Annotated in this window: 24 protein-coding genes and 4 pseudogenes; 5 read left to right on the forward strand and 23 right to left on the reverse strand. The window is 43.0% G+C overall.

Annotation, left to right across the window (positions count from 1 at the left end; translation table 11 throughout):
- Positions 1 to 8: 8 nt before the first annotated feature.
- A pseudogene (locus PCORN_RS12275) lies at positions 9 to 870 on the forward strand (PTS mannose transporter subunit IID).
- A gap of 57 nt (positions 871 to 927) precedes the next feature.
- Here PCORN_RS12275 and PCORN_RS12280 read toward each other — a convergent pair.
- The 3 genes from PCORN_RS12280 to PCORN_RS19395 all read right to left on the reverse strand — a co-directional run bounded on the left by PCORN_RS12280 (position 928) and on the right by PCORN_RS19395 (position 2,183).
- Positions 928 to 1,548, reverse strand: coding sequence for a hypothetical protein (locus PCORN_RS12280; protein ID WP_036081016.1), 621 nt, complete (start codon positions 1,546 to 1,548; stop codon positions 928 to 930).
- Entirely contained in the window at positions 1,545 to 1,931 is a 387-nt protein-coding gene (locus PCORN_RS12285; protein ID WP_036081020.1) for a hypothetical protein, read from the reverse strand. The genes PCORN_RS12280 and PCORN_RS12285 overlap by 4 nt, the downstream gene beginning before the upstream one ends.
- Positions 1,932 to 2,009: 78 nt before the next feature.
- Positions 2,010 to 2,183 carry a hypothetical protein gene (locus tag PCORN_RS19395; protein ID WP_159102587.1) on the reverse strand — a complete coding sequence of 58 codons (174 nt, stop codon included), beginning with the start codon at positions 2,181 to 2,183 and terminating at the stop codon, positions 2,010 to 2,012.
- 247 nt (positions 2,184 to 2,430) lie between these two features.
- Between PCORN_RS19395 and PCORN_RS12290 the strand changes: the two are divergent.
- Positions 2,431 to 2,863, forward strand: a pseudogene (locus tag PCORN_RS12290) (DUF986 family protein).
- Between the two features lie 38 nt (positions 2,864 to 2,901).
- Here PCORN_RS12290 and PCORN_RS12295 read toward each other — a convergent pair.
- A complete protein-coding gene (locus PCORN_RS12295) occupies positions 2,902 to 3,285 on the reverse strand; it encodes a hypothetical protein (RefSeq protein WP_036070237.1) in 384 nt (127 codons plus the stop codon).
- Positions 3,286 to 3,357: 72 nt separating this feature from the next.
- A complete protein-coding gene (locus tag PCORN_RS12300) occupies positions 3,358 to 4,383 on the reverse strand; it encodes a serine hydrolase domain-containing protein (RefSeq protein WP_051999440.1) in 1,026 nt (341 codons plus the stop codon).
- Positions 4,384 to 4,655: 272 nt separating this feature from the next.
- Between PCORN_RS12300 and PCORN_RS12305 the strand changes: the two genes are divergently transcribed.
- Positions 4,656 to 5,528: an ROK family protein gene (locus PCORN_RS12305; protein WP_036081023.1), complete on the forward strand. Its 873-nt coding sequence runs from the start codon at positions 4,656 to 4,658 to the stop codon at positions 5,526 to 5,528.
- Positions 5,529 to 5,574: 46 nt separating this feature from the next.
- Here the strand turns inward: PCORN_RS12305 and PCORN_RS12310 are convergent, their stop codons facing one another.
- On the reverse strand, positions 5,575 to 5,916 hold the full coding sequence (locus tag PCORN_RS12310; RefSeq protein WP_036081026.1) for a GRAM domain-containing protein: 342 nt from the start codon (positions 5,914 to 5,916) through the stop codon (positions 5,575 to 5,577).
- A 255-nt stretch (positions 5,917 to 6,171) separates the two neighbouring features.
- On the opposite strand from PCORN_RS12310, the gene PCORN_RS12315 reads away from it, so the two are divergent.
- Positions 6,172 to 6,855, forward strand: a complete 684-nt coding sequence (locus PCORN_RS12315; RefSeq protein WP_036081029.1) for a sirohydrochlorin chelatase — start codon at positions 6,172 to 6,174, stop codon at positions 6,853 to 6,855.
- 60 nt (positions 6,856 to 6,915) lie between these two features.
- Here the strand turns inward: PCORN_RS12315 and PCORN_RS12320 are convergent, their stop codons facing one another.
- Complete coding sequence (locus PCORN_RS12320) at positions 6,916 to 7,803, reverse strand: diacylglycerol/lipid kinase family protein (protein WP_036081031.1); 888 nt, start codon at positions 7,801 to 7,803, stop codon at positions 6,916 to 6,918.
- Between the two features lie 167 nt (positions 7,804 to 7,970).
- On the opposite strand from PCORN_RS12320, the gene PCORN_RS12325 reads away from it, so the two are divergent.
- Positions 7,971 to 8,732 carry an alpha/beta hydrolase gene (locus tag PCORN_RS12325; RefSeq protein WP_036081033.1) on the forward strand — a complete coding sequence of 254 codons (762 nt, stop codon included), beginning with the start codon at positions 7,971 to 7,973 and terminating at the stop codon, positions 8,730 to 8,732.
- Between the two features lie 158 nt (positions 8,733 to 8,890).
- Here PCORN_RS12325 and PCORN_RS12330 read toward each other — a convergent pair whose 3' ends face one another.
- The 16 genes and pseudogenes from PCORN_RS12330 to PCORN_RS12410 all read right to left on the reverse strand — a co-directional run bounded on the left by PCORN_RS12330 (position 8,891) and on the right by PCORN_RS12410 (position 23,208).
- The gene (locus PCORN_RS12330) at positions 8,891 to 9,703 is read right to left on the reverse strand and encodes a polysaccharide deacetylase family protein (RefSeq protein ID WP_036081036.1); all 813 of its coding nucleotides are present in this window, start codon (positions 9,701 to 9,703) and stop codon (positions 8,891 to 8,893) included.
- Between the two features lie 22 nt (positions 9,704 to 9,725).
- Positions 9,726 to 10,373 (reverse strand): GntR family transcriptional regulator, encoded by a 648-nt coding sequence (locus PCORN_RS12335; protein WP_051999441.1) that lies wholly within the window; start codon positions 10,371 to 10,373, stop codon positions 9,726 to 9,728.
- 22 nt (positions 10,374 to 10,395) lie between these two features.
- A complete protein-coding gene (locus PCORN_RS12340; protein WP_036081039.1) occupies positions 10,396 to 10,887 on the reverse strand; it encodes a hypothetical protein in 492 nt (163 codons plus the stop codon).
- Between the two features lie 669 nt (positions 10,888 to 11,556).
- Positions 11,557 to 12,144 (reverse strand): PepSY domain-containing protein, encoded by a 588-nt coding sequence (locus PCORN_RS12350; protein ID WP_036081174.1) that lies wholly within the window; start codon positions 12,142 to 12,144, stop codon positions 11,557 to 11,559.
- 118 nt (positions 12,145 to 12,262) lie between these two features.
- A pseudogene (locus tag PCORN_RS12355) lies at positions 12,263 to 13,251 on the reverse strand (lipoate--protein ligase).
- Positions 13,252 to 13,318: 67 nt separating this feature from the next.
- On the reverse strand, positions 13,319 to 14,188 hold the full coding sequence (locus PCORN_RS12360; protein WP_036081045.1) for a metallophosphoesterase: 870 nt from the start codon (positions 14,186 to 14,188) through the stop codon (positions 13,319 to 13,321).
- A 50-nt stretch (positions 14,189 to 14,238) separates the two neighbouring features.
- Positions 14,239 to 15,510 carry a GTPase HflX gene (hflX, locus tag PCORN_RS12365; RefSeq protein WP_036081047.1) on the reverse strand — a complete coding sequence of 424 codons (1,272 nt, stop codon included), beginning with the start codon at positions 15,508 to 15,510 and terminating at the stop codon, positions 14,239 to 14,241.
- 425 nt (positions 15,511 to 15,935) lie between these two features.
- Positions 15,936 to 16,445 (reverse strand): GNAT family N-acetyltransferase, encoded by a 510-nt coding sequence (locus PCORN_RS12370; protein WP_036081049.1) that lies wholly within the window; start codon positions 16,443 to 16,445, stop codon positions 15,936 to 15,938.
- A gap of 95 nt (positions 16,446 to 16,540) precedes the next feature.
- Entirely contained in the window at positions 16,541 to 17,158 is a 618-nt protein-coding gene (locus PCORN_RS12375) for a flavin reductase family protein (protein WP_036081052.1), read from the reverse strand.
- Positions 17,151 to 17,759: an alpha/beta hydrolase gene (locus PCORN_RS12380; protein ID WP_036081055.1), complete on the reverse strand. Its 609-nt coding sequence runs from the start codon at positions 17,757 to 17,759 to the stop codon at positions 17,151 to 17,153. Before PCORN_RS12380 ends, PCORN_RS12375 begins: the two co-directional genes overlap by 8 nt.
- 8 nt (positions 17,760 to 17,767) lie before the next feature.
- Positions 17,768 to 18,724, reverse strand: coding sequence for a ring-cleaving dioxygenase (locus PCORN_RS12385; RefSeq protein ID WP_036081059.1), 957 nt, complete (start codon positions 18,722 to 18,724; stop codon positions 17,768 to 17,770).
- On the reverse strand, positions 18,721 to 19,587 hold the full coding sequence (locus PCORN_RS12390) for a VOC family protein (protein WP_036081062.1): 867 nt from the start codon (positions 19,585 to 19,587) through the stop codon (positions 18,721 to 18,723). Before PCORN_RS12390 ends, PCORN_RS12385 begins: the two co-directional genes overlap by 4 nt.
- A 130-nt stretch (positions 19,588 to 19,717) precedes the next feature.
- Positions 19,718 to 20,698 (reverse strand): ABC transporter permease, encoded by a 981-nt coding sequence (locus tag PCORN_RS12395; RefSeq protein ID WP_036081065.1) that lies wholly within the window; start codon positions 20,696 to 20,698, stop codon positions 19,718 to 19,720.
- Positions 20,691 to 21,565, reverse strand: a pseudogene (locus tag PCORN_RS12400) (ABC transporter ATP-binding protein). The gene PCORN_RS12395 and the pseudogene PCORN_RS12400 overlap by 8 nt, the downstream one beginning before the upstream one ends.
- A gap of 27 nt (positions 21,566 to 21,592) precedes the next feature.
- Positions 21,593 to 22,387: an SGNH/GDSL hydrolase family protein gene (locus PCORN_RS12405; protein ID WP_036081068.1), complete on the reverse strand. Its 795-nt coding sequence runs from the start codon at positions 22,385 to 22,387 to the stop codon at positions 21,593 to 21,595.
- Positions 22,384 to 23,208 (reverse strand): hypothetical protein, encoded by an 825-nt coding sequence (locus PCORN_RS12410; RefSeq protein WP_036081070.1) that lies wholly within the window; start codon positions 23,206 to 23,208, stop codon positions 22,384 to 22,386. The genes PCORN_RS12405 and PCORN_RS12410 overlap by 4 nt, the downstream gene beginning before the upstream one ends.
- Between the last annotated feature and the right edge of the window lie 94 nt (positions 23,209 to 23,302).

Here is a 23,302-nt window from a genome sequence, read left to right on the forward strand (position 1 = left end):
ACCAAATTATGAGTAATGAAACTGCAAAAGTAACTGTTGGCGAGAAAAAGCTAACGAAAGGCGATTTAATGGCCGTATTTATTCGTTCCAACCTATTCCAAGGTTCATGGAACTTTGAACGTATGCAAGCTTTGGGATTCTGTTTTACCGTTGTCCCAATCATCAATCGCTTATATGAAGGCGAAGAACGTGCAGAAGCAATGAAACGCCATCTTGAGTTTTTCAATACACATCCATACATGGGAGCTCCGATTTTAGGGGTAACCGCAGCGATGGAAGAACAAAAAGCAAATGGTTCGCCAATCGATCAAGCTGCCATCAATGGTATAAAAGTAGGTCTCATGGGGCCACTTGCCGGTGTTGGGGATCCAATCTTCTGGGGAACTGTTCGTCCAGTACTTGCCGCGCTAGGTGCATCTTTTGCATCAACTGGTAGTATCTTTGGGCCAATTTTATTCTTTGTACTCTTTAACGCGATTCGTCTTGGCTTCCGTTATTGGGGCGTGTTCTACGGTTATCGTAAAGGAACCGATGTTGTTTCTGATATGGCCGGTGGTGTTATCCAGAAACTAACAGAAGGTGCATCGATTCTTGGGTTGTTCGTTATGGGTGGACTGGTAAACAAATGGACGAATATCGATATCCCACTTGTTGTCTCTACTACAACGAACCAAGAAGGTAAGAAAACCGTTACTACAGTACAAGATATTTTAGATAGCTTGATGCCTGGTATTCTTGCATTAGGACTAACATTTGCTTGTATGTGGTTGCTGAAGAAAAAAAATCAACGCGCTTTGGATTATCTTCATGTTATTTGGACTCGGTATTGTAGGTTATGTACTTGGAATATTTGCTGTTCCTGGGTCTTGATAGATGCAAAATAAAAACAGGATTTTCCGTTTTTTGATAACGGAAAATCCTGTTTTTTTATTCAAAAACGACATATACGATAACGCTTTGTTCTCTGTTTTTTAGACCTTCCTTGGCAAAAGTTTTTTCATTGATTCCCATTTCGCCTTTCCCCATACCCCACGCTTGTAATATATAACGCTCTCCTTTTTTAATCTTCCCACTCTCAAAGGGCTGTGTTTGCGCCACAGCGTTCTCTAATTTCCCAAAAACATCTTTTGGGATAACAAACGTATCTTGTGAAATCGCTCCACCATTTGTTATTTTTGCTCGGATTTCGGTAGGTGTGAAAATATCAAAACCAGGAATCCCCCAAACAAGGGAACCGCTCAGTTGTGTATCTTCGTCACTCCCAAACTCTGTTACAAGCTCATGGATCACACGTTTATCTCGTTGGAATACATCAAAATAAACACTCACGTTGCTACCTTTCAGATTATAAGCTACCTCACCACTCGCAGCCAAAAGTAAAGATAACTCATCAGTCTTAGCAAGTTCCCTCATATTTTTAATCTCACCATCTGGAATACCAGCCTCTTTTTGCTCTTGAAATGGCCAATAATTCATGTGATTCAAATAGAGCAAAACACCTCCAAGTACAACAATGGCTGCCCCTACTATTAATACTATTTTTTTCATAGTGCTCTCCTTTTTTTGTTGAAAATTCTAAATCTGGCTATTTTGCTACCTCTGTATTTTTTTTGTACTTCCTTAATAGACTGCACCACTTGCTCTGCTTCTACCTGATATTTCTCCATTTTCGATTTCGGTCCATACTCTAACACTTGTAAATAAAAATCGCCCATTTCAATTAAATACAAACGGTTCAAATAGGTAAATCCGGATTCTTTTGTTTCAAATACGCTTAATTTGGCAGGGTAATCGCCTACCTTCACATCTTGGAATGCTGGGAATTTCTCCACACCGTAATCTTTTGGAAACTCTTCTTCCACGATTTTTTGATAGGAGGCTAAACTTACTCCCCCTTCATAATCCTTGAAATCTTCTTTCAGCTCTGTCAATCCATTTAAAGAAATCTCATCATCTTTCCGACTTACCGCGAGCTCTACATCTTCTGTGATAAGCTCTTTATCTGCTTTCTAGTTCGTCGGAATTTCAAGTGACCATGTTCCCTTTGTACTCTTCACAACCTTCATTTTCTCTACTTCTACGGTTTTCTTTTTCTCTGTAACGCTGTCCGTCGTCGCCTCACTGGAACATCCTGCGATAAATACTAAACCGAGCGCTAAAAATAAAATTGGTAGCCTTTTCATTATTATTTTTCCTCCCTTTTCTTTGCTGAATAAAATGACTCGAATCCTAATTATAGTATTTAACGCGCCATTTCACAAGGATATTTTGGCTATTATTTCTTTTCATGCCCTTGCCTTGAGAAATAAGCCGATTGATGATGTGATTCGGTTCCTTTTTCAGGTAAATAATGATACAATAAGAGCAGAATTCAATGAATGCAGGTGTAAAATAATGAGTATGGATGCAACAAATATCTTCTTAATGATCATGATTATCGGCGCGTTTTTATTTTCCATTTATGATGGCGTCATTCTTCACTTTTGGAAAGGTAAAACCGTTCTTAGTGTCCCGCTTCGTTCACGAGGGAAATGGGATGGATACATATTCGTTGGTTTGATCGCGATGCTGTTTATCTCGAACGCGTTCTTACGTCACGGACCAACGTCAACATCAGTCTTACTAGCCATTCTGGGCATTCTCTTCTTCTATATTTGTTTCATCAGAAAAGGTCGCGTTATCTTCAAGGAACATGGTTTTTTCTACGCCCTCCTCTTCTTTGAATACAAAAAAAATGGAGCGCATTAACCTATCCGAAGACGGCGTACTTGTTATCGAAACTGGCCGTCAACGTTTACTCCTATTCGTTCGTAACGAGGAAGATTTAGAACAGATGCTAAAAGTATTTACGGAAAAAAGTTAAAAAAGTAGCGTTTGGACAAAAATCCAAACGCTACTTTTTTAAATACCTACTTTACTTAAGTGAATCCGCTCTACTTCAAATTCAATAAATTTTCCGTGTAAGGCTTCGATTTGCTCATCGTATTGCGTATTGAAACAAATGATGCTGTCCTCTAGTCGCAAAACGGCAAAACCGTCCTCTTCATAGTCTTCTAGTTGTCCAACAACATGAACATGCGCATCTTCCGTTTTTTCCAAAATGCAATGCTTCTCGTCGCTCTCCGCCAATTGCGCCGCCGTCAAATGCTGTGGTATTTCGATTTCTACCGTATATTTGCGATTCGACTCCGGCTCGTCATCATTCCAAATTCCCTCACACGTGCCGAAATCACTTTCAAATCTAACTTGCCCAGTCGCAAGCTTTTTCTGAATCCTAATTTCCACTAAAAAATTCCTCCTGAAGTTTTTTCGCTTTTGTATATTATAGCATGAAATTGGCAAATCGCATCTATTTTTTTACTGCATCACACTATAAATTTCTTTCACGAGCGCGCCGTTATCTTTTTCCATCCGAATATTAGAAAAAATAATGACAGCATCCCGATAATCTTTCGAAAAACTGTTAATCGTTTCATAATTGTAAAGCACACCGCGAGAAATATAAAAATTCGGCCGCGTGTAAAAACCATAGCCATAATTCCCAGCTCCCGCACGAAGCATACTCGCCAAACTCGATTGATTCACCAGTTTTCCATCTGTCAACGCCTTGTTAAACAAATAAATATCCTTCGGCGGCATATACATGTTCCCCGCACCGAACAATTGCGATGTATCCTGTACAAAACTTGTTTTCGTCAACACACCATTCTTCGTTTTATAACTCACCGATTCGTTTGGATGTGTGAAAAAAGAATCACCAAAACCTGTGGATGTCATGCCAGCTGGCGCCAAAACATGTTGCTTTAAATAAGCCTCTAAAGACTGATGCGACAACTTCTCAACCAATCTTCCCATCACCGCATAATTATCATCTTTATAGTCCCATGTACCTGGCTGACGCTTGATTCCCGCCGCTTCCACCTGCTCTAAAATTTGCTGCGATGTCACTTTGTTGTTACCTTTTTCACGGCCTGCTAAACCCGAAGTGTGCCCCAGAAAATTCTTGACCTTGATATTTTGTCCATTTGGGAACTCTGGGAAATACTTCGCAATTGGATCTTCGACGTTCAGCAGTCCTTTTTCCTGTAATTGCATGATAGCCGTTGCGACCACCGCTTTTTCCATCGACCCTATAAAAAATAAACTTTGACTTGTATTGGCTTCCCCAGTCATTCTATTAGCCAAACCGTAGCCTTGATTCATAATAGCTGTGTTATCCTTGACGACATACGCCGTCCCATTAAATTGATGTTTCTTTAAAATTAAGTCGATTTTCGTTTTGAGCGGGGCATGTGGATCAATCACGATGTTCGCCTTCACATTCGCCGTCGACTCCTCGTTCATACTCATTTCGTTTGCCGTTACCTTAGAATGTGCCTGCATAAACAGATACGCACTTCCTAATCCCCCAAATAAAAAGCAAGCAATGACTGTAAAAATAACTCCTAGACGCCGCGTTTTGCGTTTTTTTTCGCGCCCGCTCTGTTCTGCTCACATGCATTTTATTTCCTCCTTATTCTAATAAGTACGACATAATTGTAACACTTCGTAATATAATTGTAAAATAATTTTTCCCCTTTTCTTTTATTCTTGCTTGTTTTTTCGCAATAATACACGTATGCTTGAGTTAATTCAGAGCAAAGGAGTTCAAAAATATGACATTATTAGCATTCGATATGGGCGGTACAGCCGTCAAATACGCTTTAGTAGAGCAAGACGGCACCATCCTTTCCAAGGGTAAATTCAAGACACCAGACACATTAGACGCACTCATAAAACAGCTACAAACCACCAAAAATACATACAAAACGGATACATTGGCGGGCATCGCCTTCAGCTGTCCTGGAGCAGTCGATAATGAAAGCGGTATTATCGGCGGTGCCAGCGCGATTCCCTACATTCACAACTTCCCGTTCCGACAATTATTAGAAGCAAAATTAGACCTGCCAATCACACTCGAAAATGACGCCAATTGCGCAGCTCTCGCCGAAACATGGCTTGGCGTAGCAAAACAAGCCAACGATATCCTCTTCCTCATCATTGGCACAGGTGTCGGTGGCGCTGTTATCAAAAATGGCAAAATCCACGCGGGCGCTCATCTTCACGGTGGCGAATTCGGCTATATGATTATGAACGATAAACTTGAAAATCTAAGTGACACTGGAACTGCCGTCAATGCCGCTTCACGCATCGCAAAACGAAAAGGTTTACCATCTCTAAGCGGTATTGAAGCCTTCCAACTAAAAGAAGCCGGTGATCCAATTGCCGTGGAAGAAATTGACACCATGTTCCGCAATCTCGCAAAAGGTATTTTTAACTTGCAATATGTATACGATCCAGAGCTTATCGTGATTGGCGGTGGTGTCAGCGAACGCCCCGACTTCCTCCCCGCCGTCCAAACACAACTGGACGACTTATTAGAAAAAATCACGATTGCCAAAGTTGCGCCAAAGCTCGTTTCCTGCGAGTTCGGGAATGACGCCAATCTCATCGGTGCCGTCGCGAATTTCAATCAAATTTATAAATAAATACAAATAAGACCAAGTGCTCACCCTCAAGCACTTGGTCTTAACCCTATTTAGTCTGAACCAATTTTTCTACCTCCCCACGCTCCATAAGTATTTGTTCCAAAGCCATCAGCCACTTCTTCTGTTTATTAATGACAAATTGGAATTTATGCCCCTCTTTTGTCTCCACCTCAAGTAGATTAGATAACATATCCCGTCCTAAAATCTTCGTCATCACACCCTCTATCCGCATCACATCTTCAAAAGGAATCATGATATCCTCCGCAAAATAATCATTCGGCTTATGAATCAAATAATCTTTCGTCACATACAGCTTCCCTGGTACTGGCTTAAAACCGTTTTTCAAGTTCGCCAAGCCCTTGTAGACAACATCTAGCGACTCACCCATACATCGCTTCCTCCTCATATCGTATTTCTTTTACTCATCGGTTTGCTATGACTTCTCAACCCTCGTCACATCTTGACAGACGTTCACAATTTGGAGACATTTAAAATCTTTTTTTTTTTAAAAACAGCTTGGCTTACACCTCTAGGCAGGTTAAAATATAGAGTATACAGCAACGCCATGCATAATTTTGGAGGGAGTTAATCAATTTGCGCGCAATAATTTATATCGGCAACGGGACACAACTAGCCGAGGGCAATGCAGAATTTCGTACATTTATTGCCGAAATCAGAAAAAAAAAGACCCGAAACCATCCAAGAACTAGGTTTTCTAAATATGAGCTATCCTACCATAGAAATCGCCTGTGAGAAGGCCATCGCAGCTGATGCTGATGAACTAATCGTCGTCCCAGTATTCCTATTTTCAGCAATTAACATTAAACATGAAATCCCTAAAATTCTCGACTCCCTTACCAAGAAATACCCAGAAATCACTATCAAAATGACCAAAACATTTGGCTTTGATCCAGAAATAATCGCATTAGCCAAAGAAAAAATACTACAAACGAACATCAATTTCACGAATTCAGAAGCGGTCCTGCTCGTTGGACTTGGTAGTGAGCGCGATAATGAGCCAGCCAGCCGTCTTTATAGCGTGTCGCAATTATTAGAATCGCAGTTACACCTACCTGTTTTCCACAGTGAAATCAAAGGCGAACCATGTTATCCAACAAAACTAGAGCAACTAGTCACTCGTTTCGAAAAAATCTATATCTTGCCTTATTTCCTATTTACAGGCGCCCATGTCGTTGCGATTGATCAAGAGCGGCTACACTTGCAGAAATTATATCCAAACTGCGAGACTGTTCTTTGCGAATCATTTCATTACCATCCATTGCTAGAACAAGCCATTCTTCACAAAATTAGCGAACTTGTTGACTGATTCTATCATCTGGAATGCCCCGAACCTAAGTATTCCAGATGATAGAAAAACCAGCTTGTATCAGCTAGGAACTAAAACATCAAGATGTTCTCGTAAAACTTCAATTTGAATGGGGAATGTATCTCCTGGATCACCATCGACATTGACCTTCACATCAGGATCTGTGCAGGAAATGTCCAGTTTTGTTGTGGAAAAATACATCACACCGTCTGCTTTTTTCAACGTACCCAGCGCAATTTGCGGTAGAATTTTGGCAGCATCAATTAAGCCTAGTTTCGTTAAAATAAACACATGAATTAAGCCGTCATCCACCTCAGCTTCTGGCGCCCATTGCTCCATGCCTCCAACCGAGTTCGTCAAGCTAGCAATAACTAGTCCCGCCTTGCCATCCCATTCTCCGTCATCATGTTTCACTTCAAATTCCAACAACTCGTGACGCGCAAATGCTTTTAAACCTTCCGCAAAATAGGCGACAGAACCAAATTTCGTTTTTTGCTCCACGCTCACCTTATCGACGGCCTCCGCGATCATCCCAGCAGCAAGGACATTCATAAAGTATGTATCGCCAATTTTCCCGATGTCCATAGGTCGCTTCCGTGCTGTTTCAAGCGCTTTTATCGCGCGATCTGGTCGTAATGGAACACCAAGCGATCGTGCCAAATCATTCACCGTGCCCAGCGGAATAAAACCAAATGCTGGTCGATGTGGCTTCTCTGCGATGCCGTTGATAACCTCATTTAGCGTACCATCTCCACCCATCGCGATAACCGCTTCATAGCCATTGTCAGCCGCCTCATGCGCGAATTCCGTCGCGTCGCCACCTTTTTGCGTCTCTTTGACCTCTACCTCATCAAAACGCTTCAATAATGCCTGATGCGCCCGATCCTTGTATACTTTCCCTTTCTCTTTGCCAGAGGAAGGATTCACAATCAACAATGCTTTTCCCATTATGTAACACACTCCTTCAATATACTCCTTCTCATTATACCCTGTTCCCATCCCATAAAAACAGCAAAACATACTTACTTGAGGAATTATTACTTGAAAAATTGCTCATTTGGCGTTACAGTTAAAACACAGTAGTTCACTTGGGTATTATACGAGGAGGATTAAAAATGGAACGAATCACATTCAAAAACGAAGCCGGATTGACACTTGTTGGTCGTTTTTATGCCGCTCCTTCAAAGTCTATCATCATCATGACACACGGTTTTTTATCTAATAAATCATCGAGCGGGCGCTTCGATCGCTTCGCCTTAAAATTACAACAAAACGGTTACAACGTACTAACATACGATTGCGGTGGCTACGGCGAAAGTGACGATACAGCCATTCATTTTGAGAAACAAGTCGCGGATTTACAGGCCGCAAAAAAATATGGCTATCAAATCGGAATGAAGAAATTCGCCTTTTGGGGACACAGCCTTGGCGGGCGCCTATCTTTAACTTGTTATGAGCCAGACATTGAAACCATGGTGCTGACCGGACCAGTTACTGGCGCTATTGCTTATCAACACGTGGATAATTTTTCAAACGAGCAGATTGCGCAATGTGAATGTAACGGGAGCATGATTTTTTACGTCGATGATCCTTGGCGTTCGGAAATTGTACTAGATAAGCGGATGCTAGCCGATTTTGATCATATGGATCAAGCAGCTACCTTGCAAAATGTTCACTGCCCTATCCTCGTGATTCATGGTACGGAAGGCGCTTTAGAACGAGAACTCGCACAGATTACGAAACAAGGTACGAGCCATTTCCCTGCTGGCACAAAAATGATTGAGTTAGACGGCGCGGATCATGGGTTTATGGAACAATTAGACGAGATTGAAACACTGGGTCTCCATTGGTTACATGAGCACTTTTCTGTGAAGTAAAACGTAAGAAATGAGGCTGGGACAAAAGGGTCTCAAAAGAAAAAAATAAGCAGGAATCGTGTATAAGCCACTTTCTTAAATGGCTCTATACAATGATTCCTGCTTTTCTATTTTCGAGTTTTTCACATTGAATTTCACTTATGTCCCAGACCCATTTTTTACTTCAACGCAGATTCCATCGACATTCCTGGGACCATTCGGATGCGTGGCAATGTGTACATGCCATCCTTTTTATTCGCTTTTCCAGACTCCGTCGTGAATCCCATCGCATATCCTGTCGCCTCAGCTGCGCGTATCGTATCTTCGTTATACCGACCAACTGGATAGCAGATGCTGTTCACCTTTTTGCCTGTTAGACGCTCCAGAAAAGCCTTTGAGTCTGTTAGTTCCTTCAACTGTTCCTCATAAGAAAGCTGATTTAATTCCTGATGATGAACCGTATGACTATCCATTTCAATGCCGTACGCGCTCATCTCTTTCAATGCCGCTTCATCAAAATGATTATTTTTCGCAATTTTATCTGTAATCACGAAAATATTCGCTTTCAAGCCATACTTTTTAAGAATCGGATAAGCTTGTGTATAATTATCTTGATACCCATCGTCAAACGTGATGGCGACTGGCTTATCTGGAACATTTTTACCCGTTTTGAGCAAGCCATCCAATTCGGCAAGTGTCACCGTATGATAGCCGTTATCGGCAAGCCATTTCATTTGTCTATCAAACTCGTTTGGAGGGATAATGAGATTATTTTTCACATGTGTGTTGATAGAATGATACATCAAAACTGGGATTTGCAGTGTTTCTGGATTCAAATCTGTTCCAAGTTGAACTGGTGGTTTTTCTTCTTTTACGACGGGGGTTGGTTTCTTTTGTGGTGCAGGTTCTGAAGGCTTTGCTCCGTTCTGACCACATGCCACGATGAATAAACAACAAAAAATCGCACAACTTATCCGTATAACTTGCTTCATGTAAAAACTCCTTTTGCCTTTTTTATCTGAAAATAAATAAAATCCGATCGTTAATGATTTGCTTCACAATAGCGCGAGCTGCCTCATAGTCACGCGTCTCAATATAACGACCGCACGCCACATAATTATCTAGCGTTTTGTCAAAAAGCTTGGTCGCAGATTGAAATACATCTGTCTCACCAAACTCCAATAAATCGTCATAAAACTGATTGATAACCTGCAAATAATATTCGTTTTTGGCATAACTCAAAATTTCATTTAAGAACCAGCGCTGATACTCCATGCACTGTCGCTCCGTAGCATCTTCCAGCCTCAAAAAACCAACCGCTTTCTCCGATACACGATGATTAGAGAAGGTCAGCGATTTCGCCTCTATTTTATCAATAGTGCCCAACAAAAGTAGCTCCATAACATCAAGCATGGCAATATATCGTTCTTTGGTGATTGCGCAATTTTTAACGATAACCCCTTTATAATCCTCAAATTCTAAGTAACCATCTACCGTTAACATGGCAAAAGCTTTTCGAACCGGTGTCCTGCTTAATTCGAGTTCCCGAGACACCTCTGCCTCAATTAAACGCTGCCCCACTTGATACTCCCCGCGCTGAATTTTCTCCTTAATCATACGGTGCGCCTTACTTTCCAGTGTTTCATTCCCAGGTTTATTCATCGATTGACTCCCCTTGATTGATTTAAAATATCGCTTTCCCATCAATGATTTCTTTTAAAATATCATTATTTGCAATCATCAATTCCATCTCACGATATGGCTGATACTCCGTGTTTTGCTCCATAATATAACTCGCGCTAAGCTCTTGAATATCCCGAGCTAAAGCCCGTGTACTACGTTTTTTAGCATCAGAAAAATGCGAAATCACATAGCCAATAATACGCAAAGCCGCTGCAAGAAAAATAACAAACAAAGCCAGCATGCCTGCAAGAAAAATACGATGCCCTTCTGGACTTGCCTCTAAAATAAAAACCGCACCAAGCGCGGCAAAAATAAGCACAACAAGTAACGCTGCCAGATTTTTTATTGTAAAATTTTTCGTTAAAAACGCGTCGTCCTCTTCCATCACTTTTTGCAATATTCCTAGTTCCTCAGGCGAGGCAAACCCATTGCGCGCTAGGTAATTCCGAAGCAAACAAAGCTTCAACATATGCAATTTCTTAAAATCACGCATATGATACCTTCTCCACAATTCCTTCCGAGCTCTCTTAACAATTAATATGTAATAAAAAAGCAAAAAAAAGCACCGCATACCCAATAAGTCCGACCCATAGTCCGCTAACACCAAAAGCCAAACCAAAAGCAGCCGGGAGGGCCAATAAAAGAACCATCAGCAAGCAAAAAATCCAGATTCGCTGCGTCATAAATCCATATATTAAGTTATAATTACTAAGTTTCGTCCGATAAAACCGAACCAGCTTTTCCCCTGCCATAAACCAACACTCATTCCTTCTCATTCTTTCATCCTAGTTTATCACGTAAAGCCAAATAATAAAAGCCACAGACCATAAAAAAGGCTGCAGCATAAACAAAAAAAACAGCACCAGGCGGGAATAAAGAGACTAGTTAATCCATCCCTAGAAAGCAAACACTTCCACCCGATTTTTAAAAAAAAGAATCACGCGCTATTATAAAAATAGTTCGTGACTCTTTCTTATTGTATATTGGCAAGCCATTTTCGATAGCCTATACACCACTTCCGTGCCGCCAAACCTCAGCGAGCCAGCAAATGCTTAGATCCTAGGCAAAAGCGAGTACCGAAGCGGAGCGTACGATTTGTACGTTAGCATCGGAACACAGCTTTTAACGACGGAGATGAGCGTTTGCTGGCTCGCTGAACCACTTAGTCGTCTTGTTCGGTAGATAGTACTTCCAATGTTTTAGAATCCAATTTCACTTCAACTTCTTGATTACCATTCATGATTTGTACACTGAAATACGTTTGGTTTAACTCGCGTTCAATTGTCCATTCTTTCACTGTTCCAGCTTGTTGTTTAAGTGCTGCTGTCATCGCTTCTTGTGGTGTTTTAATCCCTGTTAAATCAAGTTTTTCGTTTGCTCGTTCATTACCATTTGCATCTTCTGCATCTAGCTTCTCACTATTATCTTGTAAAATGGCTTTATTATCCGCATTGAATTTCATTTCAAACTCGTTGGAATCATCCACACCATCAATTGTATAAACATATTTCCCAAGTTCTTGCGACAATTCAATCGATGTCACGTCAGCCTCAGGATGTTTATTTTTGAAAATTTCAACGGCATCTGTGTAGCTCATCGAAAATTTCTTGTTGTTCAAGTCTGTTGTCGATGTGTTCGAATTAGAATTGCTGTTTGTTCCTGAATCCGATGTTTGTTGCGTATTGTTAGAATTATTATTTGTATCATCATCTCCACAAGCTGCGAGCGTTCCTACCATCACCGTTGTCATTGCGATTACACTAATTTTTTTTCCACATATTTTATTCCCTGCCTTCTTTAGTTTATAGATATAGTCTAACATATAGCTACTATGCAATGCATCATACTAGAGACTTAGATTCTAGATTTCACTGAAAAATAATCGTTCGAAGCTCCTCTTCGGTGATTTTACCAAAATAAAGTGGTATGTTCACTTCCTCTAAAAAATCATCCAGTGCTTCCCGCGTATAGGCAACTCCTAGCAAACTATTCTCGATCTCCTTCATATCCCCCACCGCAAAAAAGTCCCCAAAAATCTGCGCCATAGTAATACGCCCTTTTTCGACTTGGAATCGCATCTCCACAAGCCCACCAGGGAATTTCTGTTCGCTTTTAACATTGAATTTAGGTGATTTACCATAATTCCAATCCCAATTCTGATAGCGCTCTTTTTGAATTTTACGAATCTGCGTCCAATCTTCCTCAGAAAAGACATAGGTTGGTATCTCCGTTGTTTGGAAAATAGATTGCAGTAAGATTTGTCGGAAAGCGTTGATATCCATGTCTTCACGCAGATGTTCGCGAATATTGGTGACACGTGACCGAACGGATTTCACGCCTTTTGCTTGTAATTTCAGCGGATTTACATGCAGCGCTTTTTCCACATTAGCAAGGTTCACATCAAATAATAGCGTTCCGTGACTATACAGCCTGCCACCTGTTGCAAACTGCGCGTTTCCAGATATTTTTCGACCTGCAACCTCAATGTCATTGCGACCGCTCAATTTAGCGTCCACACCCAGCTCGATTAGCGCCTCGATTATCGGTTTTGTAAATCGTTCAAAATTATTAAAACTCGCCCCATCATCTTTCGTAATGATGCTAAAACTGATATTGCCCTCATCGTTATAAACCGCACCGCCTCCAGAAAGCCTCCGCAAAACTTGGACCTCTTGTTCTTCTATATAGCATGATTAATCTCAGCTAACGTATTCTGGTTCTTCCCAACAATCACCGCCGGATGCATCCTGTAAAACATCACATACGTCTCATTCGCATCCAAATAGCGTAACGCAAATTCCTCTATCGCAAAATTCTCTGTCTGATCTAAACAGTCTTTCGTATCAATATAAATCACTAACTTCTCTCCATCCATAAAAAAGCTTGAAACAGTAGTTATCCATCTGTGTTTCAAGCCCGTCTTGTCATTTATGTCGCAATATAATGATTGGTAAATCGGGTTCATTGAAAATGCGTGGTACAAGTGTTGCGTTCCCAACCCCGCGGCTAATAATCATCGCCTTACCGTTCGCCTCTTTCAACCCCGCGGTCCATTTCGGCATAAAACCTTGGTGCGGCGCATATAAACCTTCCGTGAAAGGCAATCGAACTTGTCCACCATGGGCATGCCCACAACAAACGAGATCAACCGGAGCTTGTTGGTATAGTGGCCATTTTTCAGGTCGATGGGATAATAAAAAGGTAAAAATAGAATCAGGAATCCCAGCTGTCGCTTCCTCCAGTTCCGCCTGCACAATTTCTTCCTCACGTGCGATTTCTTCAGCGAATGTAAACTGGTGCGGTTTCTGAATCAGCATACTTGGATCATCAATACCCGCTAAGGCAAACGATTTACCGTCACGCTCGATATGCACATGTTGATTCTGTAGATAGGTAATTCCAGCTTTCTCTAATTCTGGCAACAAGTCTTCCAAATTCGCGCTTCGTGCCTCGTGATTGCCCGTCACATAATAAATAGGGTAACGCCTTGCAAGCTTTCGCATCAACGTTATCGCTGTATTAATGCCCTCATCCCCATCCAACAAATCGCCTGTCACGACAATGATATCCGGATCAATCGCCCAAATCTTCTTGATCAACCGGTGATTGTAGCGCCCAAACGTATCGCCATGCACATCCGATAATTGCAAAATTCGAAATCCATCCAACTCCGGTGCAATTTTGGTGGAAGCAATGTTGTAATTCGTTGTTCTGAGCTGTTTCGTTGACCAATACGCGTATCCTGTAAAAGCAAGCGCAGCAAAACCTGTAACCTTTAAAAACTTATTTTTCATAGCCTCTATCCTTCACATCTTTTTCCCCATTATAACAAAGAATTCGCTTCTTAGCTTTCTTTTTGAGTATCCTCACTGATAAATTCGGCATATTTCATCCGATCTGATTCTTGCGCATTTACTCGCAGAACCGTTCCCTCATTTTCGTAGGCCGTTTCAAGTACATCTGCATGTTCATTCAAGTAAGAAACCACGTCGCCACGATCAAATGGAATCACAAAAGTTACCGTTTTATAATCATTAAACACCTGCTCTTTAATCATATCGATCAGCAACTCAAGCCCTGTGTCCTCTCTCGCAGACAAGTACAAGCTGTCGCCCTCGCGTCTTGGAAACATCACATTCGTCGCCAAATCTGCTTTATTATACGCAAAAATGAGAGGACGATCCGTAATATCCAGTTCCGCCAGCGTTTCCTCCGTTGTTTTTATCATCGCCTCAAAATGTTCGTGCGACACATCAACAACATGAATCAACACATCTGCTTCCGCGGCTTCTTCTAGCGTCGAGCGGAAAGCCTTCACCAAGTTATGCGGCAATTTACTAACAAAACCAACTGTATCTGTGAGCAAAAACTGTTTTTTGTCCGGTAACACAATTTCGCGAACACTCGTTTCAAGCGTGGCAAACAACATATCCTTCTCAAAAACCTGCTTGTTCGCTGTCTGGCTATGCGCTGTGACCATCGCATTCATAATCGTCGACTTACCAGCATTCGTATACCCCACAAGCGACACAACCGGAATCTCATTTTTTTGTCTCTGACGACGCTGTACTTGCCGTTCCGCCACGAGACCATCCAGTTCCTTATTCAACTGACTGATTTGGTTTTTAATCCGACGCCGATCCATCTCCAGTTTCGTTTCCCCAGCACCGCGATTTTTCAGTCCACCTTTTCCACTTTGCTGATCCATACCCTCACCTTGACCAACGACGCGCGGCAGCTCATATTTCAATCGGGCAACCTGAACTTGCAGCTGCGCCTCTCTCGTTTTCGCCCGTTCCGCAAAAATATCTAAAATAAGACGCGTCCTGTCCATCACTTCGATTTCAAGTAGTTCTTCTAAATTCCGAATTTGCGAAGGCGCTAACTCATCATTAAAAATAACGAGGTCGACATCTTCATAATCCGCCAAACTCTTGATTTCATCCACTTTTCCTTTTCCTACATACGTCGCTTTATTTTTGCGATCCAATTTTTGCGTAATTTCACCAACCGGTTCAATTGCATTAGCCTCCGCCAAATTGGCAAGCTCCGCCATCGAATACTCAAAGTCGGCTTGTTGCATTGTAATCCCTACTAATATAGCTGTTCTAGTCATCATTCATTCCTCCAGTGTTTTTTATTTTTTACACGTGCGAGGGAAATAGAGATAGTCATCGCCCCAAAATAAGAAGTTCTAGGCACAACAAAAAGAAGCAGACAATTCATCTGCTTCCCCGTCCATATCAACACGCATCCTAAGCAAAAATCTAGACACGCGAAAATATTTAGTTTTAGGGTTCCTTTTGTGAAAAGGCAGACCAATCCCGTCGTTGAGTTCAGCACACACCTCGTGGAAAGCTACGACAACCGCTCGATTCGCGTGTAGTCGAATTATCCTCCGTTTGTTCTGAACTCGTTCTCGCACTATTTAGTTACGTTTAGCGAATTTGGAATTCTAAGTCTAACATACCACATCTGGACAACCCTCCGATCATTTTAATTAGTCACATTGTAACATGGTAAAAAGCGGTTTGCAAGTCATTAAATCAATTTGGACATCCAATATGTATCGTAATAATCAGTGCCAATCATGAAGGAATCACGGTGCGTCCCTTCAATTTCATAACCAAGATTTTGATATAAATGCAGGGCGGCCAGATTCTCACACAACACACCTAACTCAATTCGGCGCACCACGCCACGCGCTTTTGCCCATGTTTCCATATGCGTAAATAATCGCGTCGCTACACCTTGCCCCCAGCGCGATTTCAGAACACCGACAGCGATATAAACACTATGCTGCATCCGATTCGGCGGGTTTCCATCCGCTATCAAAAAGCCGACCAACTCATCCGTCTCCATGTCCTCTGCCACTAAAATAAGCGAATACGGTAAATCTGCAAAAAACTCAATCCGTTTTCGCGCATCCTTCGTCGTAATCTCTCTTTCCCCAGCGCCATAGAGCATGTAATCCGTCTCGCCATCTATTTGTAATTGCATCTTCGCAAATCGTTTCGCGTCATACTCACAAGCTTCCCGTATCTGGATCATTCTCCACGCATCCTTTCGCTCATCCTTCATTATTATAACAGAAAAAAAAAAACGCAGCGCCTAGGTTGATGCGCTGCGTTTTCCAAATATAATTCTTATTTAGGCCGTTCCACTACAAAAGTCTCCCCCAATTTGGCGTAATTATTTCCCGCTAAACGCGCCACAGGCTTCAGTTCATCCGTCAAAACATACTGCTTTTCTACATCAAAAACAGACGTATCTGCATGATAAAATACCACCCGAGCTAAAATCAAATCTGTGACAGGTTCTCCCGCATCATTCGAAATCGGAATATGCTGAAACAGTTTTGCTTCCATTCGAATTTTGCCTTCTTTGACCCCTGGAACCGCCACTTTTTCACTCGGAATCACTGTCAAGCTCGTCGCGTCCAACTCATTTATCTCTGGCGTAAGCCTCGCCGCCGTCTTGTTCATCTCCGCCGTCAAATCCTCATCCACAATATGAATCACCAGCTCACCCGTCTCGAGAATATTCCGCGCCGTATCCTTCATCTGCCCACTATCCCGTTGAATCGCAATCGACACAATCGGCGGCTGACTCGACACCACATTGAAAAAACTAAACGGCGCCGCATTCAACACACCATTTTCTGATGCCGTCGTCACAAAAGCAATCGGTCTCGGAATAATCGCCCCACTCAAAAACTTATAATTATCCTGCGGTGATAACTCGTTCGCATCCATCCTAATCATGCTGGGCCACATACCAATCACGCGCGGCTTCGACTTCCACCATCGTCAAATTATGCCCATTTTGCGTCCAAAGCGACTCAACCGCCGCCCCTCGTTGACTCAGCGCATCAATCAAAGACTGAGATCCCGCCGCCGTCACTAACGGATCATTCACGCCCGCCGTCACAAAAACAGCCGCCTGATCCAACGTGAAATCAGGCATCGCCTCACCAGAAGGCATCGCATGGAACAATATCGCTTTTTGAAAACTAGCAGCATCCGTCAAAATCGCATTCGCCGCGATGTTCGCGCCATTTGAATAACCAACCGCCACCACATGCTCCGCGTCAAAATCATATTTTTGCGCTAATACCTTAATTTCCGTCACTAATTCTCCTGTTTTCTCCTTCAAACTCGCCAAATCAAACGATCCATCCGCATATCGTGCAAAAAAACGATTCGCTCCATGTTCCGAAATGTCACCACGAAATGATAGCACACTCGCGTCTGGCGCAATAATCCCCGCCAATTCCAACAACGACTGCTCATCACCTCCCGTCCCATGAAGCAAAACAAGCGGCATCAAATCCTTATTTTTCCCTTGTATAAAAATATGTTCCATCGCTATTCTCAGCTCCTTTTCGTATCCAGTGGGCGGACCTTCGCCTCAATTGATGCTCGTTTTGCCTCTAAAAATGGTGGTAGCGAAAGCTTCTCGCCCATCGTTTCATACGGCTCATCTTGCGCAAAACCAGGTCCATCCGTTGCGAACTCAAACAAAATTTGTTGCGAAACCGGCATGTACAGCGATTCAAAATAGAAACGATCCACATAACCCGAATTCGGCGCCTGAAACTCATTCGCACGCGCAATCCATTTTTCCAATTCCGCATGATCCTCGACACGGAACGCAACATGGTGCACATTTCCATATCCTTGCATCGCAGGCAACATATCGTTACGCTCCTCGACAATGACTTGTGCCCCATTTCCACCTTCGCCAACTTCATATAAATGCTCCGCGCCGCTCGTTGCCACTTCCCTAAATCCAAGAATGACCGTCAACACCAAGCCGATATTTTCCTTATTTTGCACCGTCAAATAGACAGGACCTAAACCATAAATCGCAAATTCTGCTGGGACTGGACCATTCTTCCACGGAATCCCAGGTGCCACGCCTTCATTTTTTTCATCCGAAATTAGTTGCAACGACTGCTCATCAAAATCGCGGAAAGCCAGTACTTTTTTGCCGAAACTTTCGCTGATGGCATCATGATCCACGCCCAGCGTATCGAACCGCTCCACCCAATAATCAAGCGCCGCATCACTCGGCACGCGGAACGATGTTTTCGAAATACTATCCGTCCCTTTACGCCCTTTTGGCAAATTCGGAAAATCGAAAAACGTCATATCCGTGCCCGCCGAGCCTGCATCATCCGCAAAAAATAAATGATACGTCTGAATATCATCCTGATTCACCGTTTTCTTCACAAGACGCATCCCAAGCGTTTCCGTATAAAACACATAATTCTTCTCCGCACTACTCGTCATCGCCGTTACATGGTGGATTCCTTTTAATTCTTTCATTTGTCATTCTCCTTTAAATTAGATTCAATGTCTACTCGTTTATCTTCTAAAAATGGCGGCAAAGCAAGCGTTTCACCCAGCATCTCCACCCTTTCATCTATCGCAAAACCAGGCGTGTCACTCGCAATTTCAATCATCAGCCCATTCGGTTCGCGGAAATACAAACTTGTAAAATAAGCCCGATCCACGAATTCCTCTATTTCCAAACCCGCGTCTATAGCCTTCTGATGCCATTTTGCCACATCCGCTTTCGTCTCAACCCGATAAGCCACATGATCGATGCTCCCACGACCCATCCTTGTTTTCGCATGCGATACACTCGGAATAAAATGCGTAAAAGGTTCTGGCTCCATCCTCAAAAACAGCTTCATAAAATCAGCCAAGCGCTCCGTATTCTGCACATGCCAATCTATTCCGAGAACCCGTATCACCTGTTTACCAGCAGGAATATCCGTATGCCGCGTCGCATCTTCCTTAGCAATCAGCTCATCCGTCTCAACCAGCATCATCCGAAAACCATCCGCATCCTCAAACACCAAGCCAGCCTTCGTACGCTCCATCTCCGGCACATGCGGCGTCAACCGCTCCTCCCAAAAATCAAGCGCACCATTCGGAACCGCCAAATACGTCGTCCCATAAAAATCATGTTCCCGCCTCGCACGACCAAGCCGCTTTATCTCAAAAAAAGTAAGCAATGTCCCAGGATTTCCGCGATAATCTCCATAAAACAAATGCCGCATCCGCGTATTATTTTGATTCACCGTATTTTTCACCAATCGCAAACCAAGCACTTCCGTATAAAAAGCCCGATTTTCAGCCGCCGATTTCGTAAAAGCCGACACATGATGTATCCCCGTAATCATATCCTCACACCCTTCCTTTTCATCTTTAAAAACAGTTTAACACTAAACTATATAAAAAGAAAGAACTTTGCTTATAAAAAGTAAGCGCCAAAAAACTCCGAGACACAATTCGCATCCCAGAGCCATTTTTTCAATATACATCGCGTTTCATAAATACCCAATATGACGTAATCAATCCCGCAATCGTCCAGACAAGCAGCGTCACAACAGAAAATCCAAGCGTCATGCCATCCACTGGCGGACTCGTCCCGTTCAAATAATTCGTCAACTGTAAATTCACCATAAACAAATATTTCGCGCTCGGCCAAGACGATACGAGGTTGCTCAAAATCGATCCCGTAATCAGCGCCGACAACATAATTCCCATCACGGCCGCTGTACTTCTCACCAATACCGAACACATCAACGTCAGTACGCCAATCACCATCGCGACTAGCCACGCCAAACCGAATTCCATCAATAAGTATTGCCACATCGGTAACGAATACACGCCCGCCGTTCCGACTGCATCCCCGCTCACATCGAATCCCGTCAGAATCGGCGCCGTCCAGCCACCATATCCAAACACGACGCCCGATATCGCATAGGCAATAATCGCCGAGGCTAGCAAAATAATCGACACCGACAGCATCATCGAAATGAATTTACTCGTCAAGATTCGCCATCGTTTCACCGGCCTCGTCAGCAAGAATTTAATCGTCCCGCTCCCCGACTCCGAAGAAATCAAATCCGCCGCAATCACCATGACAAACAACGGAAACAGCAACCCAATCCCATTTTCAACAAATGATTTCAGGAAAGTCGGTGCTCCTGGTGCATTTGGATTCACATCCTCGTCCAGATAATACTGCAACTGCCCCAGCGTCACGCGCATATATTTCTTATACTCATCCGGAATCCGATTGGAGCTCAGTCGATTCTCAATATCCACAATCTGTTGCTGCACCTGCACATGCCAATCCGTCGTCCCCGATTTCTGCTCATCTTCCTGATGTTGCCTAAACTGCGCATACGTAAAAATACCCACAATAATTGCGACCAAAAATAAAATAATCAAGAGTCGGCGTTTTCTGTAAAGCTTCAACTGCTCATTATACACTAAGTTAATCAATGCCTTGCCCTCCTGTCAGTTCAATAAATAAGTCCTCCAAAGACGGCGTAATCTTCTGCATTTCGAGCACTTGCACGCCAGCTCGCACAACGCGACTATTCCAAACCGGTAATTTATCCGCCTCAAAACTTGTGTAATACGCACCATCTTGCTCCGTCACGTCCGTCATTTCCGCCAAAATCGCCGCACCTTTTGCCATTGGTTCAAAGCGCCACCGTGTTTTTTCCCGATCAGAAAGCAGTTTATCCACATCATCCGTCGCAATGATTTCACCGTTCGTCATAATAGCCACGCGATCACACAACAACTGAATTTCACTAAGTAAATGCGAAGAAACTAGAACACTAATCCCTTCCTTCTTCGCCAAATAACGAATAAAGTCCCGCATCTCGCGAATCCCCGATGGATCAAGCCGTTCGTCGGCTCATCCAGAATCAACAATTTCGGATTCGACAACAACGCCTGCGCGATTCCCAAACGTTGGCGCATCCCAAGCGAATACGTCGAAACCCGATCATGCACGCGCGCCGTCATCCCAACCAGTTCCGCCACTTCCTGCAAGCGTTCCGGCCGAATCGATCGATCCATCCGCGCAAAATAAGCAAGGTTCTCCCACCCCGTCAAAAATGGATAGAATTCAGGATTCTCCACGATACAACCCAAACTCTTCATCGCCTCCGTGAAGTTTTTGCGAATATCCTTGCCGCCAATCAAAATCGACCCAGAAGTCGGTTTTATCAATCCAACGAGCATCCGAATCGTCGTGGTTTTACCTGCTCCATTAGGTCCTAGAAAGCCAAATACTTCGCCCTCATTGACCTCGAAACTCAAATCCTTGATAATTTGCCGCTTACCAATTTTTTTTATTTAAATCCTGTACTAATAGCGCCGCCGTCATTTCGCATCACTCTCCCCATCTGTTGTCATGACACTCGATATCCGATCCGCAAACAACTGATAACCCGCTCCGTTCGGATGAAAATGATCGCTCGATAGATAATTCTTCCCATTCAAAATAAAATAATCATACGTCGGAACATACACCACACGCGAAAATTGACTCGCCAAATTCTGCGTATCCATATTCCATTTCGCCGCAATACTCGCCAGTTCCGCCCGATTTTTCACATCCACAAATGGATTGTACAAACCCAGATGATATATGGCGGCATCTTTATTCAACGCCCGAATCCGCTTATAGGTCTGCTCCAAATTTTTCAAATACGCCGTTTCATTCTTCTGGATCTCCACCGCGTTCAAATCCTCCAAAGCTGCGCCACCGCGAAACAAATCGTTCCCGCCAATCGTCATGAAAATCACATCCGCATTCGTGACTTGCTGCGCGATTTCTTTCTGAGCTAGTTGGCTTAGCAACTGGTTACTACGCGCGCCACTAATCGCCAAATTCGACAGCGTCACACTCGTGCCGTCCTTCTCCAAATTCTCCACGACACGGCGAACATAGCCCTTCCCATCTGTATCACCAACGCCAGCCGTCAACGAATCACCGAGCCCCGTCACTTGGAAGCGATCCGATTTTTTCGTTTCCGTCTTCGTTTCTGTTTTTTCCGTCGTACTACTTCCCGATTTCGTATGGCCTTGCGCTACAGCGATTAAACCCGCCACGCAGAGCAATAACGCCAATACTGAAATCCACGTCATCACGATTACCCATTTATTTCTTTTCAAGTCTGTTCCTCCTGTTCGCCTCTTTTAGCCCCTCCTAAAAATAAAAGGAAACCGATGAATCCTGTCACACCAACAAATAACGGCAAAAGTGCCAACATCGTCAATTCCGTGCCATCTCCTTGCAACGTCCGCATTTGTAACCAACCAAAAAGCAATTCCCGCATCGCAATACCCATTCCGACATAAACGATTAACAGTTGCCATTTTTGAAATAGTAAAAAGGCCACGAAAATAAAGGCCAGAGAGACGAATAAATATTCACCCATAGAAATCATCGCAGGGTAAAAAATCATTTGTCGAAAATCTTGCCCATCCCATCCCTGCATCGCTGCATAAGCCTGATACCTCAAAACAGCCACCACAAGACCTAGTCCTGCACCTAATAAAACGAATATAAAGCCGCTAACTTTCAGCATTCGATTCTCAGATTTCGTAATAATAGCTCCGTCATCCGTCGTATAAAACACGATAAATGCCGAAAACATCGCTAGCCCTGCTAACATCGATAAAATATTTGCATTCTGAATATTCACGGTTAATTCCGTTCCAATAACTGCCCGAATCACAAAATATGTGAAGTAGGTGACAAACAATAGACTAACCACCACTTCCATTCCCTTCAGCCGGGGACCAGAATAGGATAAAATCGCCGTCACAATCATGATAACAGCAAGCACCAGCTCTATCATCCAATAAATACTCGAGCGTTCCTGATCTAACAACAGTAGATACATCAACCGCCGAACAGCACCCAGCCCCGTTATGACACCAAAAATCAACATCAGTGCCATCCCAATTTGATGGGTATAATATTTCTTCATCCCTTCACCACCCCTCTATAATAGCCTCTCGCCACTTTTGATTAAGTATAGCAGAATTGCCAGCAAAGCTAAACAAAAAAGCCGAAATAGAGAG

It is taken from the genome of Listeria cornellensis FSL F6-0969 (genome assembly GCF_000525855.1).
Lineage (GTDB): Bacteria > Bacillota > Bacilli > Lactobacillales > Listeriaceae > Listeria_A > Listeria_A cornellensis.

Excerpts from the sequence above, each read along its gene's own strand:
- PCORN_RS12280 (WP_036081016.1), bottom strand. The coding sequence starts at position 1,548 with ATGAAAAAAATAGTATTAATAGTAGGGGCAGCCATTGTTGTACTTGGA.
- PCORN_RS19395 (WP_159102587.1), bottom strand. The coding sequence starts at position 2,183 with ATGAAAAGGCTACCAATTTTATTTTTAGCGCTCGGTTTAGTATTTATC.
- PCORN_RS12300 (WP_051999440.1), bottom strand. The coding sequence starts at position 4,383 with ATGCAGGCACATTCTAAGGTAACGGCAAACGAAATGAGTATGAACGAG.
- PCORN_RS12305 (WP_036081023.1), top strand. The coding sequence starts at position 4,656 with ATGACATTATTAGCATTCGATATGGGCGGTACAGCCGTCAAATACGCT.
- PCORN_RS12310 (WP_036081026.1), bottom strand. The coding sequence starts at position 5,916 with ATGGGTGAGTCGCTAGATGTTGTCTACAAGGGCTTGGCGAACTTGAAA.
- PCORN_RS12315 (WP_036081029.1), top strand. The coding sequence starts at position 6,172 with ATGCAGAATTTCGTACATTTATTGCCGAAATCAGAAAAAAAAAGACCC.
- PCORN_RS12320 (WP_036081031.1), bottom strand. The coding sequence starts at position 7,803 with ATGGGAAAAGCATTGTTGATTGTGAATCCTTCCTCTGGCAAAGAGAAA.
- PCORN_RS12325 (WP_036081033.1), top strand. The coding sequence starts at position 7,971 with ATGGAACGAATCACATTCAAAAACGAAGCCGGATTGACACTTGTTGGT.
- PCORN_RS12330 (WP_036081036.1), bottom strand. The coding sequence starts at position 9,703 with ATGAAGCAAGTTATACGGATAAGTTGTGCGATTTTTTGTTGTTTATTC.
- PCORN_RS12335 (WP_051999441.1), bottom strand. The coding sequence starts at position 10,373 with ATGAATAAACCTGGGAATGAAACACTGGAAAGTAAGGCGCACCGTATG.
- PCORN_RS12340 (WP_036081039.1), bottom strand. The coding sequence starts at position 10,887 with ATGCGTGATTTTAAGAAATTGCATATGTTGAAGCTTTGTTTGCTTCGG.
- PCORN_RS12350 (WP_036081174.1), bottom strand. The coding sequence starts at position 12,144 with ATGACAACGGTGATGGTAGGAACGCTCGCAGCTTGTGGAGATGATGAT.
- PCORN_RS12360 (WP_036081045.1), bottom strand. The coding sequence starts at position 14,188 with ATGAAAAATAAGTTTTTAAAGGTTACAGGTTTTGCTGCGCTTGCTTTT.
- hflX (WP_036081047.1), bottom strand. The coding sequence starts at position 15,510 with ATGACTAGAACAGCTATATTAGTAGGGATTACAATGCAACAAGCCGAC.
- PCORN_RS12370 (WP_036081049.1), bottom strand. The coding sequence starts at position 16,445 with ATGATCCAGATACGGGAAGCTTGTGAGTATGACGCGAAACGATTTGCG.
- PCORN_RS12375 (WP_036081052.1), bottom strand. The coding sequence starts at position 17,158 with ATGATTAGGATGGATGCGAACGAGTTATCACCGCAGGATAATTATAAG.
- PCORN_RS12380 (WP_036081055.1), bottom strand. The coding sequence starts at position 17,759 with ATGGAACATATTTTTATACAAGGGAAAAATAAGGATTTGATGCCGCTT.
- PCORN_RS12385 (WP_036081059.1), bottom strand. The coding sequence starts at position 18,724 with ATGAAAGAATTAAAAGGAATCCACCATGTAACGGCGATGACGAGTAGT.
- PCORN_RS12390 (WP_036081062.1), bottom strand. The coding sequence starts at position 19,587 with ATGATTACGGGGATACATCATGTGTCGGCTTTTACGAAATCGGCGGCT.
- PCORN_RS12410 (WP_036081070.1), bottom strand. The coding sequence starts at position 23,208 with ATGAAGAAATATTATACCCATCAAATTGGGATGGCACTGATGTTGATT.